At 45.4% G+C, this 15,965-nt stretch carries 14 protein-coding genes; 7 read left to right on the top strand and 7 right to left on the bottom strand.

What is annotated here, in order from left to right:
• Window positions 1-47 precede the first annotated feature (47 nt).
• The 3 genes from SE18_RS02355 (at window position 48) to SE18_RS27915 (ending at window position 2,839) form a co-directional block, all read left to right on the top strand.
• The gene (locus SE18_RS02355; RefSeq protein ID WP_152976533.1) at window positions 48-1,082 is read left to right on the top strand and encodes a hypothetical protein; all 1,035 of its coding nucleotides are present in this window, start codon (window positions 48-50) and stop codon (window positions 1,080-1,082) included.
• A 153-nt stretch (window positions 1,083-1,235) separates the two neighbouring features.
• Window positions 1,236-2,357, top strand: a complete 1,122-nt coding sequence (locus SE18_RS02350; protein WP_054532814.1) for a Fic family protein — start codon at window positions 1,236-1,238, stop codon at window positions 2,355-2,357.
• 38 nt (window positions 2,358-2,395) lie between these two features.
• Window positions 2,396-2,839, top strand: coding sequence for a hypothetical protein (locus tag SE18_RS27915; protein ID WP_054532813.1), 444 nt, complete (start codon window positions 2,396-2,398; stop codon window positions 2,837-2,839).
• 96 nt (window positions 2,840-2,935) lie between these two features.
• Here SE18_RS27915 and SE18_RS02340 read toward each other — a convergent pair whose 3' ends face one another.
• From SE18_RS02340 to SE18_RS02325, 4 genes are all read right to left on the bottom strand, one after another.
• Window positions 2,936-3,532: an ANTAR domain-containing response regulator gene (locus tag SE18_RS02340; RefSeq protein ID WP_054532812.1), complete on the bottom strand. Its 597-nt coding sequence runs from the start codon at window positions 3,530-3,532 to the stop codon at window positions 2,936-2,938.
• 745 nt (window positions 3,533-4,277) lie between these two features.
• On the bottom strand, window positions 4,278-4,814 hold the full coding sequence (locus SE18_RS02335; RefSeq protein WP_054532811.1) for a bifunctional nuclease family protein: 537 nt from the start codon (window positions 4,812-4,814) through the stop codon (window positions 4,278-4,280).
• A 166-nt stretch (window positions 4,815-4,980) separates the two neighbouring features.
• Window positions 4,981-6,051, bottom strand: coding sequence for a quinone-dependent dihydroorotate dehydrogenase (locus SE18_RS02330; protein ID WP_054532810.1), 1,071 nt, complete (start codon window positions 6,049-6,051; stop codon window positions 4,981-4,983).
• A 364-nt stretch (window positions 6,052-6,415) separates the two neighbouring features.
• Complete coding sequence (locus SE18_RS02325) at window positions 6,416-7,330, bottom strand: 5-oxoprolinase subunit C family protein (protein WP_160319458.1); 915 nt, start codon at window positions 7,328-7,330, stop codon at window positions 6,416-6,418.
• Between the two features lie 375 nt (window positions 7,331-7,705).
• On the opposite strand from SE18_RS02325, the gene SE18_RS02320 reads away from it, so the two are divergent.
• From SE18_RS02320 to SE18_RS02305, 4 genes are all read left to right on the top strand, one after another.
• Window positions 7,706-9,901: a Kelch repeat-containing protein gene (locus SE18_RS02320; protein WP_054532808.1), complete on the top strand. Its 2,196-nt coding sequence runs from the start codon at window positions 7,706-7,708 to the stop codon at window positions 9,899-9,901.
• A 460-nt stretch (window positions 9,902-10,361) separates the two neighbouring features.
• Window positions 10,362-10,871: an HD domain-containing protein gene (locus tag SE18_RS02315; protein ID WP_054532807.1), complete on the top strand. Its 510-nt coding sequence runs from the start codon at window positions 10,362-10,364 to the stop codon at window positions 10,869-10,871.
• Between the two features lie 127 nt (window positions 10,872-10,998).
• Entirely contained in the window at window positions 10,999-11,484 is a 486-nt protein-coding gene (locus SE18_RS27095; RefSeq protein ID WP_152976532.1) for a hypothetical protein, read from the top strand.
• 122 nt (window positions 11,485-11,606) lie between these two features.
• Window positions 11,607-13,508, top strand: a complete 1,902-nt coding sequence (locus tag SE18_RS02305; RefSeq protein WP_236706790.1) for a bifunctional metallophosphatase/5'-nucleotidase — start codon at window positions 11,607-11,609, stop codon at window positions 13,506-13,508.
• Window positions 13,509-13,550: 42 nt separating this feature from the next.
• Here SE18_RS02305 and SE18_RS02300 read toward each other — a convergent pair whose 3' ends face one another.
• The 3 genes from SE18_RS02300 to SE18_RS02290 form a co-directional block, all read right to left on the bottom strand.
• The gene (locus SE18_RS02300) at window positions 13,551-14,585 is read right to left on the bottom strand and encodes a hypothetical protein (RefSeq protein WP_054532805.1); all 1,035 of its coding nucleotides are present in this window, start codon (window positions 14,583-14,585) and stop codon (window positions 13,551-13,553) included.
• A complete protein-coding gene (locus tag SE18_RS02295) occupies window positions 14,585-14,929 on the bottom strand; it encodes a hypothetical protein (protein ID WP_054532804.1) in 345 nt (114 codons plus the stop codon). Before SE18_RS02295 ends, SE18_RS02300 begins: the two co-directional genes overlap by 1 nt.
• A 339-nt stretch (window positions 14,930-15,268) precedes the next feature.
• Window positions 15,269-15,965 (bottom strand): IS982 family transposase (locus tag SE18_RS02290; RefSeq protein WP_054532803.1); only part of this gene is annotated, 697 nt, incomplete at its 5' end.

Raw genomic sequence — 15,965 nt, 5'->3', positions numbered from 1 at the left:
CCAACCAAGCAAAGGCGGCGTATACTGCACGATGAAAGGAGGCCATCGTGCACCGTTATTCACGTCTGATGCTTATTTTGGGGCTTGGATTGCTCACAGCCTGTAGCAATAGCACCCCAACTCCAATACAACCTCTACAGGAACAAGCAACCGCTAGTATTCCTGCTGCCAGCAGCGAGCCAACTCAGCCAAGCCCAACCCAAGCCGCTGCCGCTCCCGCAGTGGCTGAAACTGCGGTTGTGGTTACTGAACCAGCGCCACCAAGCAAAGCAGATCTAGCTGTTTTCGACGATCAACAAAGCCCGCTGAGTTTGCTAGCCAGCTTTTACAACGCCGTTAATCGCGCCGAATATCAACGGGCCTACAGCTATTTTGAGCTTGAGCCAATGCCGTTTGATCAATTTGAGCAAGGCTACGAGCAAACGCTCAGTGTCGATGTCTTAGTCAATCCGAATGTTGAGATTGATGTAGGAGCTGGCAATCAACATGCGCGGGTTGCCGCCGCCTTAATTGCCTACGATCGCCAAGCAGGTTGGCAATATTTTGTTGGTTGCTACGATTTGCATCGAGTTAACATCAATGGCCCAAGCGAGCCATGGCAAATCCGCGGCAGCCAATTCGAGCTGGTCAACGATTTGCAAACATTAAATCAGCGCGTTGGCCAAATTTGCCCAGCAACCAGCCAACCAAACGAAGCTCAAACCCCAGAACAATTGCTTACACTCTACACGAATGCGCTTAATCAAGCAGATTATGCTCAAGCATTCAGCTATTGGCGTGAGCAACCAGCTAACGATGTGGCAGCTTGGAGCCAACAATTTGCTACCAAACAGTTCAACCAAGTCTTGATCAACCCTCAAGGCTTAAGCGATGCTGGCGCTGGCAATATCTATTATTCGACCAATCTGGTTTGGTTTAGCCCCGATAAAACTGGGCAATTGCAATTTGAGGTGGGCTGCGTCACGTTGCATCGCAACAACACTGAGCCAGATCAGCCTTGGCAAATCCAAGGTTTTGCCCTAGAAGCGATTGAACAAAGCCCTGCCGTAATTAACCAAGCCCTAGCTACAAGCTGCCAATAAATTTAATTCAGCTGACAAGCTATTGTGCGAATTACTCAATAGCTTGTTTCTATTGACAAAAAGTACCTATTTCTGTCAATAGAAATTGACATTAAACCTAAATAAAACTATCCTATTGACAAATTAGCGTATTTTTGTCAATAGGATAGTTTTATGGAAACACCAAGCGGTCGCTATATTCGATCAATGGCAGGGCATCAAACATTTTTTCCAAATCCATTACCCCCCGAATTAATCATCTCATCTGCTTTACAGAATAAAATTGAGCAAACAACTCATGCTCTTGGTAAAGTAGAAATGTGCCGTAAATTACTACCAAATGCAGATCTTTTGATTTATAGTTCATTACAACGTGAGGCAATTGCAAGCTCTACGATTGAGGGAACAATTGCTTCAGTTGATGAACTTATTCGGTTTCAAATAATTGAGGATAGTGAACGTCAAGCAGTACGTGAGGTTGCGAATTATGCCGAAGCGTTACGCTGGGGAGTCACAGAACTTGAACGTATTCCAATCTCAATTAATTTAATTTTGGGCCTTCATGAGCGCCTCTTACATGGTGTTCGAGGATCAGGCCAAGCAGGAACATTTAAGCAAGCTCAAAATTATATTGGTAATACAGATCAAATTACCATCGATAAAGCTACATTTGTTCCACCACCACCAGAACTTGTTTTATTCTTGATGTCGGGCTTAGAACAGTATATTAATAGTGAACAAAGCTCAGCACGCTTAATCCAATCCGCATTAACTCACTATCAATTCGAAACTATTCATCCATTTCATGACGGTAATGGTAGGGTTGGAAGGTTATTAATCATTCTTCAGTTAATTCAACAAGGCTTGCTTACGGCACCGCTAATTTATCCTAGCGTATATTTTGAAAGTCGTCGTGATACATACTATAGGTTACTACAATCGGTACGCGAAGAGGGAAATTGGCTAGAATGGATTGAGTTTTTTATTGATGGAATTTATACCCAAGCCCAATCAACAATTCAATTAACAGATATTATTATTGATTTACCGAAGCTAATATTAAAAGATATTTCACCACGCAAACGATCAGTTGCTCAAGAGGTTTTAGAGGTCTTTTTCCATCATCCTATCAGGACTATCCGCGATATAACTGATTATACAGGACGATACCATACATCTATTCAACCAGTCATTGATGAGCTTCAATCGCTAGAAATTATTGAAGAAATTTCTGGTAAACAAAAAGGGCGTACATATGCATGTAGACCGATCATCGATATAATTATTCGTGGATAAATATACTTCGATTTATAAAATGCTGAGGAATGCTAGTTATGCCAGTTGCCAAACGCCTCCGTGGCTTGTGGGTTGATGCAGTGTTGTTAGTGCTCGCGATTTCGCTCTTTATTCCAGCAGTTGGGGTGGCCCAAATGGCCGGCTTTTCGCTGGGCATCACCATGACGCTGCTGCTAGCCCTAATTGCGGGCTTAATATTCAAGGCAATTCGCCATGGAATGCACTTGTACAGCCCGCCAGCAGAATGCGAAGCCAAGCTCAACGGCAAAATTCAAACCGCAACGGTGCTGAGCGCAACCCCAACCGGTTGGTTGCGCGGGACTTATGGCCGCCGGATTTTCGAATTTGAGCTTGAATTAAAACTCGAACAAACCACCCTCAAAATCTATCCTTTCCTTGAGCTGCTCAAAGCTCCCGATGCTGGCGATACGGTACAGGTCAAAATTCACCAACACAACCCCACGGTAGTTGTGCTCGCTTAATCGCTTGAAGCGCCTTTGTGGAAATCCACAAGGGCGCTTCAAACCTATTGAATAGCGCAAAAAGACCAAATGCAAACAACAACAATGCTGGGGCAATTATGAGAGCAAGGCTTCAGCATCGATAATGGTTTGGGCTACATCTTTGAGTTTAACCCGCTTTTCACGAGCACGATGACGCAAACGCTCATAGGCATCGTGTTCGCTAATATTCAGGCGCTGCATCAAAATACCCTTGGCCCGTTCAATCAATTTGCGTGCTTCCAGCGATTCGTGCAAGGCATCAACTTCTTGGCGCAAGGCCCGAATTTCGGCAAAGCGCGCTAAGGCGATATCGATCGCTGGGGTTAATGCTTCCATCGTTACTGGCTTGACCAAGTAGCCCAATGCTCCAGCTCGTTCAGCTTTGCGAATCGTGTCACGGTCGGTAAAGGCGGTAACCATCACAATTGGCATTGGACGCTCAGCATACAGGCGCGCGGCAACCTCGGTTCCTTCCAATTCTGGCAACTTAACATCAAGAATCGCCATATCTGGGTCTAATTGGCGCGCCAGTTCTAAGGCTTGGGTTCCGGTGCGGGCAACACCCACAACCTGATAGCCCAAATCGGTCAGATATTCTTCCATGGTCAAGGCCACAAGTTCGTTATCTTCGGCCAATAAAATCCGAATCGTGGCTCGCTGCTCATCAGACATAACAAAGCTCCGTCTTCACTAGAAATGGCTACCTACATCCTAGCATACTTTAAAAAGCATTTACACAGATTAAATCCAGGCAAATAAGCATCTAAATATATAGATAAAGTAAAAAATTATATGGTAGGGCTACGCTAATTTCGTTGATTTGAACCTTCAATCGCTTTATTTCAATTAGGCTTAATCCAATGCGTAGCATTGGGGATTTCCCCAATATATTATTTAATAAGGATCATGAAATAGACGTTAACAGTAGAGCATGTGGATTTGTGGAAAGATCGCTTTTCATGCTCTTCTAATGCGCCATGCTTGATCGGGATAGATCGTGGACGAGTTTCCCCATGTTCCCCATGCTTTTGGGGATAGGCGCATGCTGTGGATTCTTGTGCACGATCTGCCAACATGGTTTCCCCATGTCTGTCCACATGTTGGCTAGTTTTCCACAGCAAAGGGCTAGTTATCCCCAATTTGTGGATAATTTTGGGGATAACTGGCGAATAAACGGGGATAACGCTACATCTAGGCTACTCAGCATGTGCATAGCCCTAGATATAGTAGATCCTGATCGTGGATGTTTTGTGGAAAAGCTGCTGATAACTTGGTGGAAAACCTCTGGATAACATGAGCGCTGCATGAGCCTGTGGATAGCTGTGGATAGCTGTGGATAAGATGCAGGCTTGATTTTAGCCAAAAAAAGCCGCCACTGAAGCTTCAGTGACGGCAAAAGGAGCGGATAATGGGTTTCTTATTGATCCGATTCTGGATCGATTGAGTCGATGAATTTACGGAAGATCGAAAGCTCTTCTTCATCGGTTGTTGGGGCAGCCTCAGGCTCGGCCTGCGAAACCGATGTTGTTGGAATATCTTCGCTTTCGTCTTGGTCGTCCATCATATGGCCCAATTCTTCCATCACATGGTCGGCCACGAAAATAGGGGCTTCGGCGCGAACTGCCAAGGCAATTGCATCGCTAGAACGTGAATCAAGCTCGATCGCTTGGCCATTGTTATCGATGACTAAGCGGGCAAAAAAGGTGCTATCGCGAAAATCGCTAACTACAACTTCGCGAATCGTGCCGCCCAGTGCTTTAACGGTGGCCAAAAGCAGGTCGTGGGTCATTGGGCGAGGTGGCTCATGGCCTTGGACGGCTAGTGCAATTGCATCGGCTTCAAACGGGCCGATCCAGATTGTCACATAGCGACGGCTGTTCAGCTCCCGTAGGACAACAATCCGTTGTTGTGTGAGTAGACTAAAGCGTATGCTATCAACCTGGACACGAACCATAACGCTGAAACCTTTCTATGCATCATCGTGGTGCATACTTATGAATTAATGCCGCTCCCTTGCGTTGCATCTTACCACGCCCCCTATAGCAGCGCAACCAGTTATGTCATGCTCTGGTGTCATCTTGGTTTTGCCATATGGGTGACTTATGTTCACCTCTGTAGCGTTAAATTGCTGACCCAACCGCTGCTTGAATCGAATTAAAGCCATCGCGCCGCAACAATGCAGCTAGCTCACGGTTGATTGTACTTACCAATTGTGGCCCAGCATAAATTAGGCTGGTATAGAGTTGGATTGCGCTCGCGCCAGCCAAAATCCGTTCGTAAGCATCGTGGCCATTAGCAATGCCACCAACGCCAATCAATGGCAGCTTGCCATTTGTGCTTTGATAGATATATTTGAGGGTTTGCAAGGCTTTGGTTTTGAGCGGCGCACCACTTAATCCGCCAGTTTCGGTGTGCTGAGCTGAACGTAAGTTTTCGCGGTTGATGGTTGTATTGGTGGCGATAATCCCGTCAACCCCAGCATCAAGCGCTGCGCCAAGTGCTGCATCTAAACCAGCGCGATCTTCGTCGGGCGAGAGTTTGACGAACAATGGCGCTTGATGGCGTAATTGTTGGCGGGCAGTTTGCACAACCTGCAATAATTCGGTTAATGGTTCGCGGCGACTAAGTTCACGTAAACCTGGCGTGTTGGGTGAAGAAATATTGATCACAATATAATCTGCATATTCGCCAAGCAAGTTAATTCCTTGGCGATAATCATCAGCTGCTTGTTCATTGGGAGTGTTTTTATTTTTGCCCAAATTAATGCCCAGTGGAATTAAACGCGGCTGTTTGGCTAAACGTAAGGCTAAGGCTTCAATCCCTGCATTATTAAATCCCATACGGTTAATTAATGCCTGATCTTCGACTAAACGAAATAAACGCGGCTGTTCGTTGCCAGCTTGTGGTTTGGGCGTAACTGTGCCTAATTCCAAAAAACCAAAGCCCAATTGGCGCATACCACGAATATGTGTACCATCTTTATCGAAACCAGCAGCTAAACCAACAGGATTATTGAACGTTAACCCACACAAATGTGTATTAAGTATTGGGTCATTGTGATGAAAAGAACGGAATATATTTGAGGAAAATGGTAAATACGTAGCTAAATCAAGCCCAACAGTCGTAATTCGATGGGCTTTTTCTGGTGCTAAACGAAATAATAATGCCTTTGCAAGCTGATAGATATGCATAAAAGCCTCACATAGGTGCGAATGGCAGCGACACTCGCTTGCCTTGGCGATTATACACAATCATTTGCGGGCCATGAAATATCCCACATATCCCAAGTTTCCCACATATCCCACATGGTTATCCACATTTTTGGGGGTAACTTAAGCAATTTGGGGATAGTATTCAGAACATGTGTTTTTATTAACAAGCGGGTTTTATAATTATTTGAAACATTTGTGTTATTATGGCTCTAGAAAAAGAATTAAATTGACAAATTCCAAAAAGTTATCCCACATTATCCCACACTTACCCACATTTTTAGGCTATTGTTTATTTTTGCACAATCTTTTTGGGGAATAGAGAGTTAGTACCATGGGGTTAAGCTTAAATTGGTGTCCCAAGAATGAGTGGTTCTAGCTCGAAGTTGGCCTTGAGGAGATTCAGTTGTTCTGCAAAAGCGCGTTCAGCTAGTGTAAGCCCAATTGGCTGAAATTGCAAATACTCAGAAGGCAAACGCTGGGCGAGTTTTGGCAAATCGGCTCGAATGACCACTCCAAGCACCGGATAGCCGCCAGTGGTTTGGGCATCGGCCAAAAGCACAATCGGCTGGCCATCTGGTGGCAGCTGAATCGTGCCTGGCACAACTCCAAACGAACGGACTGGCTTGGCTGGGGCGGCTAAGGCTTGGCCTGCGCAACGATAGCCCATCCGATTGCTTTTGCTGCTAATACACCAGGTTTGGGCTTGAAACTGGCGCTGAATTTTGTTAGCCAGTCGGCGATTGGGTAGATAGCGAATTAGGCTTTGGCTCGAATCAATGGACGTTGTGTCCAGGCTGCGGCCTGCAATGCTTAGATCTGGTTGGTTATAGCTTAATTGATCGCCGATTCTCAATGGTTGTGCCAAGTAGCCCGACCATGGTGCCCCAAGCAAACAGCTTTGCGAGCCAAGTTGGGGTGTAATGTTGAAGCCACCAGCAACTGCCAAATAGCAGCGTGCGCCGTGCCGCCGTTGGTTAAAACTCAACTCGCTATTGGGTCGCACCAACCAAGCTCTGCCAAGTGCGATTGGTTGGCCATCAAGCTCAGCGCCTAAATCGGCCCCAACCAAACTAATGATTGTTAACTCGCTGAAATGTAGCCGCGCGCCTGGGCCCGTAATTTCGAGGCTGGCCAACTCAGCTGCATTACCAACCAAGCGACTAGCGAGACTATGCGCCAACCAATCGAGTGCGCCGCTGGCAGGCACGCCCCAATGGCGCAGCCCAGCGCGCCCCGTATCCTGCAAGCTTATCAACATGCTCGTTTGGCGAATCGTCAACATACATCTAAGTATAAAGCGAAATCAAAAGGCAGAAGGCAGAAGGCAAAAAGAACAGAGAGCAAAGAGCATAGAACATAAAGGCAGAAATCGAAAATCAAAAGGCAGAAGGCAAAAATCATAGTTTTAACGCAGCGGCGCAGAGCGACCGAAGGATGAATTATGAAGTATGAGGGATGAAAGCAAAGCCCATAGCCTATAGCCACATCTTCGTGCCCTTCGTGGATCAAAACTTGAACCCTCACGACTTGCCTAAAGATTGCGCGTATAATGATGCTACGCATTGTTCTGTTAAGTTGATGAGCTACTATCGAATGTCGTTTTTGGCGATTGTACTTGTTTGGAGGCAAGCCTATGACTACTCGTACCCTTCGGATTGTGCTCCTGCTGGGGTTATTGCTGCTTTTTTTTGGTGGCGCGAATACGCAAGCGCGTGAGTTACAACGGCCAATGCCCCGCCCACAAATTGCCCTTGTCCCAACAATTTACATTAACCAAAGCTTCGATAGTGCCATTTTTCCACCTGCCAATTGGGCAACCACGATTATCACTGTAACCGATACGCCTGATCCTGAATGGACCCAAGTAACCAGTGCTACTCGCCCAACCGCCCAGCCTCATAGCGGTGCAGGTATGGCCCATTTCAATAGTTATTCGACGAGCAATGGCAATGCAGCGCGCTTATCAACCGTGCTTACGCCAACCACCAATGTGCTACGGGCAAGTTTTTGGTATTACCATAGCGCAATTTTTCCAACCTCGGCTGATACGCTGTTGGTGCAAACCAGCAATGATGGCCAAAACTACACGACGCGCGCTAGCTATCCACGCTATCGAGCAACTGATGGCTGGACGCAGTATCAGCTTGATTTGCCATTTGCCAGTGTCGGCCAGCCGTTTTACCTAGGATTTTTGGGCATCAGCGATTTCGGCGCCAATCTCTTAATTGATGACGTGGTGATTCAAGACACGCCGCCAATTGAAATTTTCGGCACGACCAGCAACCAAGGCTGTGCTGGTGATACCTTGCTCTATCCATTAAGCGTGCGCAATAATTATCCCAATTCGCAAACGATTAACCTTAATCTTGCACCGAGTGCTTGGCCAAGCAGTTTACCTTTTAATACGCTGACGATTCCTGCTCAAAGTAGTCGCCCAATTACAGTGAGCGTAAGTATTCCGGCAACGGCCCAACCACGCACCAGCGATCAAACAACATTGCAATTAAGCAACCAATTGGTTGAGCTTAATCAAGCAATTGTGACCAGTTGTAGCCTTGGGCATTGGCTTGATCGCGAAGATTCGTTGCTGGCGGCTCGCTATTCGTCGGTCGTTAGTGCTGATGGGGCACTATTTCAAATTGGTGGGCAAGGGCCAAATAATAATTCTCCTGCCTTGCCCAATACGTTGCGCTACCAGCCAATTACTGATAGCTGGCAACAACGTGCGCCAATGCCGATTGCAACCTTTGGGACTGATGCGGCTACGCTCAATGGCGAAATTTATGTGGTTGGCGGCTATCGTACTGGCGGTTCAACCACCACTGGCTTGATTAGCGATCTGCAAATTTATTCGCCAACCCTTGATCTATGGCGTAGCGGCCTAAGCCTGCCAACGCCCTTGGCTTATTATCAATCGGCGGTGCTTGCTGGCAAACTGTATATTATTGGCGGCTCGAATGGCACTAATGCTCTCGCCAGCGTTTGGATTTTCGACCCAGCCAGCCAAACATGGACTGCCGGGCCAGCGATGAGCACGCCGCGGGCGTTCGCCTCTGCTGGAGTGGTAGATAACAAACTTTATGTGGCTGGCGGTACGGCGACAATTAGCAATCAAACGGCCTTGGATACGATGGAATTCTATGATCCAAATGTAAATGCTTGGCTGGCTGCGCCTAATTTGCCTCGGCGCCAAATGCAGGGCGGCGATGCCCAAATGCTCGATCGCTTTTTTGTGATTACAACGGGCTATTCGATGCCAGTTGTGGCCTCAAATTCAAGCTTAATTTTCGATCAGCAGACCAACGAATGGTCGGAAGTGCTGTTGAACAGTTCACGCTATGGAGCAGAAGCAGATAGCATCAACGATACGGTGTTTGTGATTGGTGGTCGCCAATTTGCCAACAATAGCTTTACAATGAGCAGTCGCAACGAATCGTTCCAAATTTGTCGTTTTGTGCTAACGACGGCTACGCCAACGCCAACTAATACGAATACTGCCACAGCAACCGCGACCAATACGCCAACTAGCATGCCAACCGCGACCAATACGCCAACCAACATCAATTCGCCGACAATCAGCCCAACTCCGACTAACAGCCAAACGCCAACCGCGACCAGCTCGGCAACAATCAGCCCGACCCCAACCAATAGCCAAACGCCAACCATAACAACCACGCCGCCGAGCAGTACGCCAACCCATTCGCCAACCGCGACGCTGAGCCAAACCCCAACAATCTCGGCCACACCGCCAACCAATACGCCAACTGCGACCCAATCGATTGGGTTGCGCAAGGTATTCTTGCCGTTAGTTGGGAATCAGGTGCGTTAGCAAAGAACATAGAGCATAGGGAGAAATTTAACGCAGAGGCGCAGAGAAATTATGGCTACAGGCTATGGGCTTTTGACACATAATTAAAACAATCTGTGAAATCTGTGGCTAAAACAACCTTCGCGTCCTTCGCGCTCTTCGCGGTTTCAATCCTGCGTCGATCGAATTTTTAACGCAGAGGCGCAGAGAAATTATGGCTACAGGCTCTGGACTTTTGGAACATAATTAAAACAATCTGTGGAATCTGTGGCTAAAATAGCCTTCGTGCTCTTCGCGTTCTTCGTGGTTTCAAACTGCGCGCTTTGCATCCTGCGTGGCCCAATTATCGTCTTATTGCTAGGCTCCTAAATCTTACGATACTAAAAAATAGGTTGACAATAAAAAGTTACGCATGGTACAGTTTGTGATATTGTGATCACGATTGACGCAATTCAATTGAATCGGCCAGGAGGAAAGAACGATGGATGATTTGATTGAGGATCTACTTGCCCATCCCAAAGTGCTGGAAACCCAAACCCATCTGCACCATGGGATTGCAAAATACGAACATCTAATGCGGGTTACCCGCTATTCATATCGCATTGCCCGTTTGCTGAAAGCCGATGTGCGAGTTTGTACTCGGGCTGCCTTGCTGCACGATATTGATTCGCGTTATGGCACGCTGGAAAATCATGGCGCTGTGGCTGCACGCTGGGCCGAAGAACAAGGCGAAGATTCGGCTGTCTGCCTAGCAATCGTTGGCCATATGTACCCGATTGGCCCCGCCCCCATGACCCGCGAAGGCTGGATTTTGTCGTTGGCCGATAAGGCTGCTTCATTGGCCGATTTGACCGCTTACGTGCGAGGCTTGGTTAATGGCCGTTCGCAAAAAATCAAACGCGATCTGCAAGCCAGCGATCCATTTTATCGCCCACGGCGCAAACCAAAACGGCGCGAACAACTGCGCAAAATGCTCGATATTGATATTTAGTCAAATCCAAATAATTGAGCGCTAGATCGAATTGTGTAACAGTTTTGTTGCACAATTTTTGTATTTAAAATACTACGTTTAGTATATGATTCGTCATGATGTTTCTAATTTATAAGGAATTATAGCTATGTATACTCTTCCAAAAATCGATAAATTGCCTAAAAGGAAATCGTTTATCGGTTTTATAGTGAAAAATACACTTAGTATTTCATTAATGACATCAATTCCAATTGGGATATTGATGGTTTACGTCAATAACTATTTTCTATCAATACTTATGTTTGTCTATTGTATGTATTTGTATGTTCCAATAGGATTCGTTGTGGTAACTGCGCATAGCTTGTTAACAACATTTTGCATTAAACTTCTTGGCGATAAGAATCGAGAACAATTAACAAGCATTTGTACGATTATTGGAATGCTCTTAATCATTGGGGTTTATCTCTATCGGCCACTTAAACAGCCAGCTTTGGGCGCAGAACTGGTTGGATTCAGTATGTATTTTGGCGGATTAATCATGCCAGCGCTGCTCCAAGTTGGCTCTGTTATCTGGGCTATTTGGCATGATCTAGACCCGTGGGATTTATTGGGTGTTAGAGCAATCGCTGCTTAATCCAATGAGGATGATCTGCTTAAATAGAACTTAAAATTTTTGACCGAATCTCCGGAGCGGCGTATTATAGCACTATATGCTTGGATCTCAATACGAGCATATCAGTGTTTTAGGAGGATTGAATGATGCGTTTGCTACGTGCGTTCGCGTTGTTGCTATTGGTGGCTGTTTTGGCTCCGCTCGGCTTACAGAGCGGTGTCGTCAAGGCCCAAAATGAGCAACGCACGGTCACAATTTTGGAAACCAGCGATATTCACGGCAATTTGATGGCGTGGGATTACTACACTGGCAAGCCTGCCGAATGGGGTATGACTAAGGTTGCAACCCTGATCAAACAAGAACGAGCGCTCGATCCCAATCTGTTATTGGTCGATAATGGCGATACGATTCAAGGCACGCCCTTGACCTACTACTACAACGCAATCGATCAAAATGCCGCCCATCCAATGGCTGCGGTGTTTAATGCACTAAAATATGATGTTGCTTCGTTAGGCAACCACGAATTCAACTATGGCTTGGATGTGCTGAATCGTTATATTAGCCAAGCGCAATACCCCGTAATGAGTGCTAACGTGCGCAAAAGCGATGGTAGCGAAGCCTTCAAACCGTATATCATCAAAGATGTTAATGGCGTGAAAGTTGGCTTTTTGGCTTTGACTACGCCAACCGTGCCAACCTGGGAAAAACCAGCCAACATTGCTGGCTTGCAATTCGCCGATCCGGTTGAAATTGCCAAGCAATATGTGCCGCAAATTCGCGCCGAAGGGGCCAACATCGTGGTCTTGTTGCAACACACTGGCTGGGAAAAACAGCCTGCTGATGCAACCAAGCCTGAAGCATGGCTGACCGACCCCAGCACATGGCGTGATACTGGCTCGTTGCCAGGCGAAAACGTCTCGATCAAATTGGCTCAAGAAGTGCCTGGCGTTGATGTGATTTTGACTGGCCACTCGCACTTGAGCGTACCCAAAGCGGTGATCAACAACGTGTTGCTGATCGAGCCATCATACTGGGGCCGCTCGTTGGGCAAGGTTTCGATTACGGTTGAGAAAAATGGCGATAGCTGGAATGTGATCAACAAAGATTCAACCAACATTTCAGTTACCAATGTTGCCGAAGATCAAGAGATCAAAGTAATTGCCCAGCCTTACCACGACCAAACCTTGAGCTACATCAGCCAGCCAGTTGGTACAGCCAGCGCCGAATTTGCTGGCGGCCCTAAGGCTCGTTATCGCGATAGCGCCTTGGCCGATTTGATCAACAATGTGCAAAAGCAAGCTGCCGCTGATGCAGGCTACCCTGTCGATCTCTCGCTGGCAGCAATTTTCACCGATGGCGGCATGATTCCGGCAGGCCAAATTACGCTGCGCGATGCCTACAGCATTTATGTTTACGACAATACGCTGTATGTGATGGAAATTAATGGCGATATTCTGCGCCGCGCCTTGGAACGTAACGCCGAATATTTCCGCCAACTTGATCCCAATGCCTTGCCCGATGACCCAAAGGCTGTGGTCAACGATAATGCCCGCGATTACAACTGGGATTTGTACACCGACATCGACTATAGCTACGATTTGACCAAGCCAGCAGGCCAGCGCGTGACCAAACTCCAATTGAATGGAGTTGACATCGCGCCTGAACAAACCCTGCGGATTGCAATCAACAACTATCGAGCTGGTGGCGGCGGCGGCTTTGCCATGTTCCGCGAAGGCAAGATTTTATATCAATCGACCAGCGAAATTCGCGATTTGATTGCAGAATCGGTTAAAAACGCTGGCACAATTGACCCAGCGGTGGTGAATAAAGTCAACTTTACTTTAGTGCCAGATTTGTATGCGCACTACTATGGCAATGCGACTCAACCAAGCGCAACGCCAGTGCCAGCAGCACCAACTGCCACACCAGCGCCAGGCGTGCCAATTACCTTGCCTGATACCAGCAGCACTCCAAGCTATGGCTGGGTTTGGGCCTCGGTTGCCATGCTCTTGCTCGTGTTGGGCTTGATTGTGCGCCAACGATAAACAGAAAGTATGAATATTTAGGGTATGGTATAAAGCCATACCCTATTCAAAAGCCTCAAATAATGATCTTCTTTCTATATTGTAGAAGTCGAGAATTACGCCTATTATTGATTGTAAATCACTATCAATCAATGTTAATGGATAAAAGGTTTTACTATAAGCTAATTTCTCGAAAATAATTGCTAGGCTAAAGAGATTTTTAACAATATCACTTTTACTAAAATAGTCACTCAATATATTAACAGGGATTGAATCGTATACTTCCTCTAAATTCCTTTTCAATGAAGAAATACTACCTGTATTTTGTGGCATATAATCTCTGATAAGCTGTAATGCCATCTCCACAATTTTTTTTGTTCCATCTTCTCCTAAAGATCCATGAAGAAAGCCATTATTTAAAATATTTATTCTTGTCTGAGAATCTAAAGAAGATAAATCTTTATATATAAAATCTATTCCTATCAGAAGATATGATATTAGTAGATACATTATCCTACAGGCAGATTCTCTTCTGTGGTGAGATACAAGTATTTGATTAGCGAAAAAATATATTTCCCCAAGCCAATAATTGCATCCACTATAATCCAATTGAGTTAAAAGAAAACTTTTTGATTGATTTATTCTTTTTCTCCAAAAAACACTATTTTTTCCTTTATCATCTATATCAATAACTTGTATAAAATCTTCTTCTATTAAACGAGATGGATCTAATGGTATTTTTGATAATCTCGAAAGAAAACTTCCATCTAACACAATTACATCATTATCTATGCCAAAATTATTTACAGAGGAACGATCATCTGTAGTAGCAATCATACATTTCTCTAAACCTAGAGCAATTTGTAATCCTTTATTCCAGAAAATTCTTTCTATAGCTTGAGGGGTTTTCTTATTCTTTATGTCAACATTGATTCTTTCCCTAGTTAAAGTTGATTGTTTCATATACAGCCATAAATCAATATCAGTTACGTCAAAACCTTCGTATCTAAAATTTACACCCCTGACAACAAAATAACCTAATTCTCTAAAGTATTGTCTTAATTGTTCTTCCATTGCATAACCTTTATTAATATTCATTATTTACTCCTTAATGTTCTTAACATATTAACAATTGAGTTCTTGCTTTGATGAGATTGTTTTCTTCTTATGATTTCACGATTATACTCAGGATTACCATATTTTATTAATTGTGCGCTACCAAAATTCGGTAACGAAGCCTCACTTATATCACCTTCTTGAAGCGCCTGCAATGCTAACTGACCTACTTCCTTTTTTAATAATCTCATTAAGTATAGATTATTATTTAACGATTTTACTTCAATAACTCTCTTTAACTCAAGCACCTTATAATCCTGTCCTATAGCTGTAGCAGGCCCAACCCAATCTCCAGCTATCAACTTTTTCATCAATTGTGGTAACATAGTAATTCTTCCTCGATTATTACCGCTATAGTTTATACCATAATGTAGAGAAGTAACAAATGCTTTTACTAAATCTAAGGCATCATCCTGTAAAGGATTACCATACTTTCCAAATGAAGAAGGCTTTGTGATAAAATAATATTCCGATATATCATTGCTTACACTATTTACATCAAATAATCCTATAGATAAAACCTTTGTTAAAAGTGTATCACCTAATATTATTTTTGCCCTATCATAAGATATTACAACATTATTTTCCAGTTCCTGATTAATTTGATTAATACGTGTTGCATCTTGATTATTTAACGAATTTACTATAGATACGCTTGATGTGAGTTAGGCTTCTTTAAGAATGGTGAAGGTGAGCACATCGATCCCAAAGCGTGCACGCAACACGGCTTTTAAGACCAGATGGGTCACCTTGCTCGCAATACGGGTCGCCAAGCCTTCTACGGTTTTGGCCAACAAGCGCTCGACATGCCGTCCGGTGTTTTGCAGTTCATGAAACGTCCCTTCGATCCGTTCACGGATCGACCCGAGGAGCGCATCAAATGGCGCGGGATTCCGTCGTTGATTGTGGCGTTTGGCCGTCCAGATGCGATTCGTAGTCGTGTTCCGCACCGCCTGCTGCCATTGTTGACCAAGAAAGCCTTTATCCGCCCAGACATCGGCATTCGTGATTCGGTCGAGTAGTTCGTCCGCAGCGGCTCGCTCATCGGTATGGGCAGGAACGAGATCATAGGCGACGGGAATGCCATCCAGGGTCGTGAGCATGACCAGTTTATAGCCAAAATAATGCAATTTGCGGCTAACACAGTACCCATAGCTGGCACTGCCAGCAAAATCGCTGCGGGTTTTGGGGCGGGCATACCCAACCACGGGAATCGGTTTGGTATCCAGAATGACCTGCGGACGAGTAATGGTTGCCCAGGAGCGGAGCCACGACTGGCGTAATGGTTCAAGCAGGCCACACAGGCGGCGAGCATGACGATTGAATTGGCTTTGATGCGGCAGGGTCGGAAATAAATCGGCA

Source organism: Herpetosiphon geysericola (assembly GCF_001306135.1).
Taxonomy (GTDB): Bacteria; Chloroflexota; Chloroflexia; order Chloroflexales; family Herpetosiphonaceae; genus Herpetosiphon; species Herpetosiphon geysericola.
Note: the sequence above shows the minus strand (reverse complement) of the source record. Positions and strands in the feature narration are given on the sequence as shown.

Coding starts and splice junctions, on each gene's coding strand:
- SE18_RS27095 (WP_152976532.1), top strand. CDS start 10,999: ATGTATACTCTTCCAAAAATCGATAAATTGCCTAAAAGGAAATCGTTT.
- SE18_RS02335 (WP_054532811.1), bottom strand. CDS start 4,814: ATGGTTCGTGTCCAGGTTGATAGCATACGCTTTAGTCTACTCACACAA.
- SE18_RS02340 (WP_054532812.1), bottom strand. CDS start 3,532: ATGTCTGATGAGCAGCGAGCCACGATTCGGATTTTATTGGCCGAAGAT.
- SE18_RS02350 (WP_054532814.1), top strand. CDS start 1,236: ATGGAAACACCAAGCGGTCGCTATATTCGATCAATGGCAGGGCATCAA.
- SE18_RS02305 (WP_236706790.1), top strand. CDS start 11,607: ATGATGCGTTTGCTACGTGCGTTCGCGTTGTTGCTATTGGTGGCTGTT.
- SE18_RS02300 (WP_054532805.1), bottom strand. CDS start 14,585: ATGAATATTAATAAAGGTTATGCAATGGAAGAACAATTAAGACAATAC.
- SE18_RS02295 (WP_054532804.1), bottom strand. CDS start 14,929: ATGTTACCACAATTGATGAAAAAGTTGATAGCTGGAGATTGGGTTGGG.
- SE18_RS02315 (WP_054532807.1), top strand. CDS start 10,362: ATGGATGATTTGATTGAGGATCTACTTGCCCATCCCAAAGTGCTGGAA.
- SE18_RS02325 (WP_160319458.1), bottom strand. CDS start 7,330: ATGTTGATAAGCTTGCAGGATACGGGGCGCGCTGGGCTGCGCCATTGG.
- SE18_RS02330 (WP_054532810.1), bottom strand. CDS start 6,051: ATGCATATCTATCAGCTTGCAAAGGCATTATTATTTCGTTTAGCACCA.
- SE18_RS02320 (WP_054532808.1), top strand. CDS start 7,706: ATGACTACTCGTACCCTTCGGATTGTGCTCCTGCTGGGGTTATTGCTG.
- SE18_RS27915 (WP_054532813.1), top strand. CDS start 2,396: ATGCCAGTTGCCAAACGCCTCCGTGGCTTGTGGGTTGATGCAGTGTTG.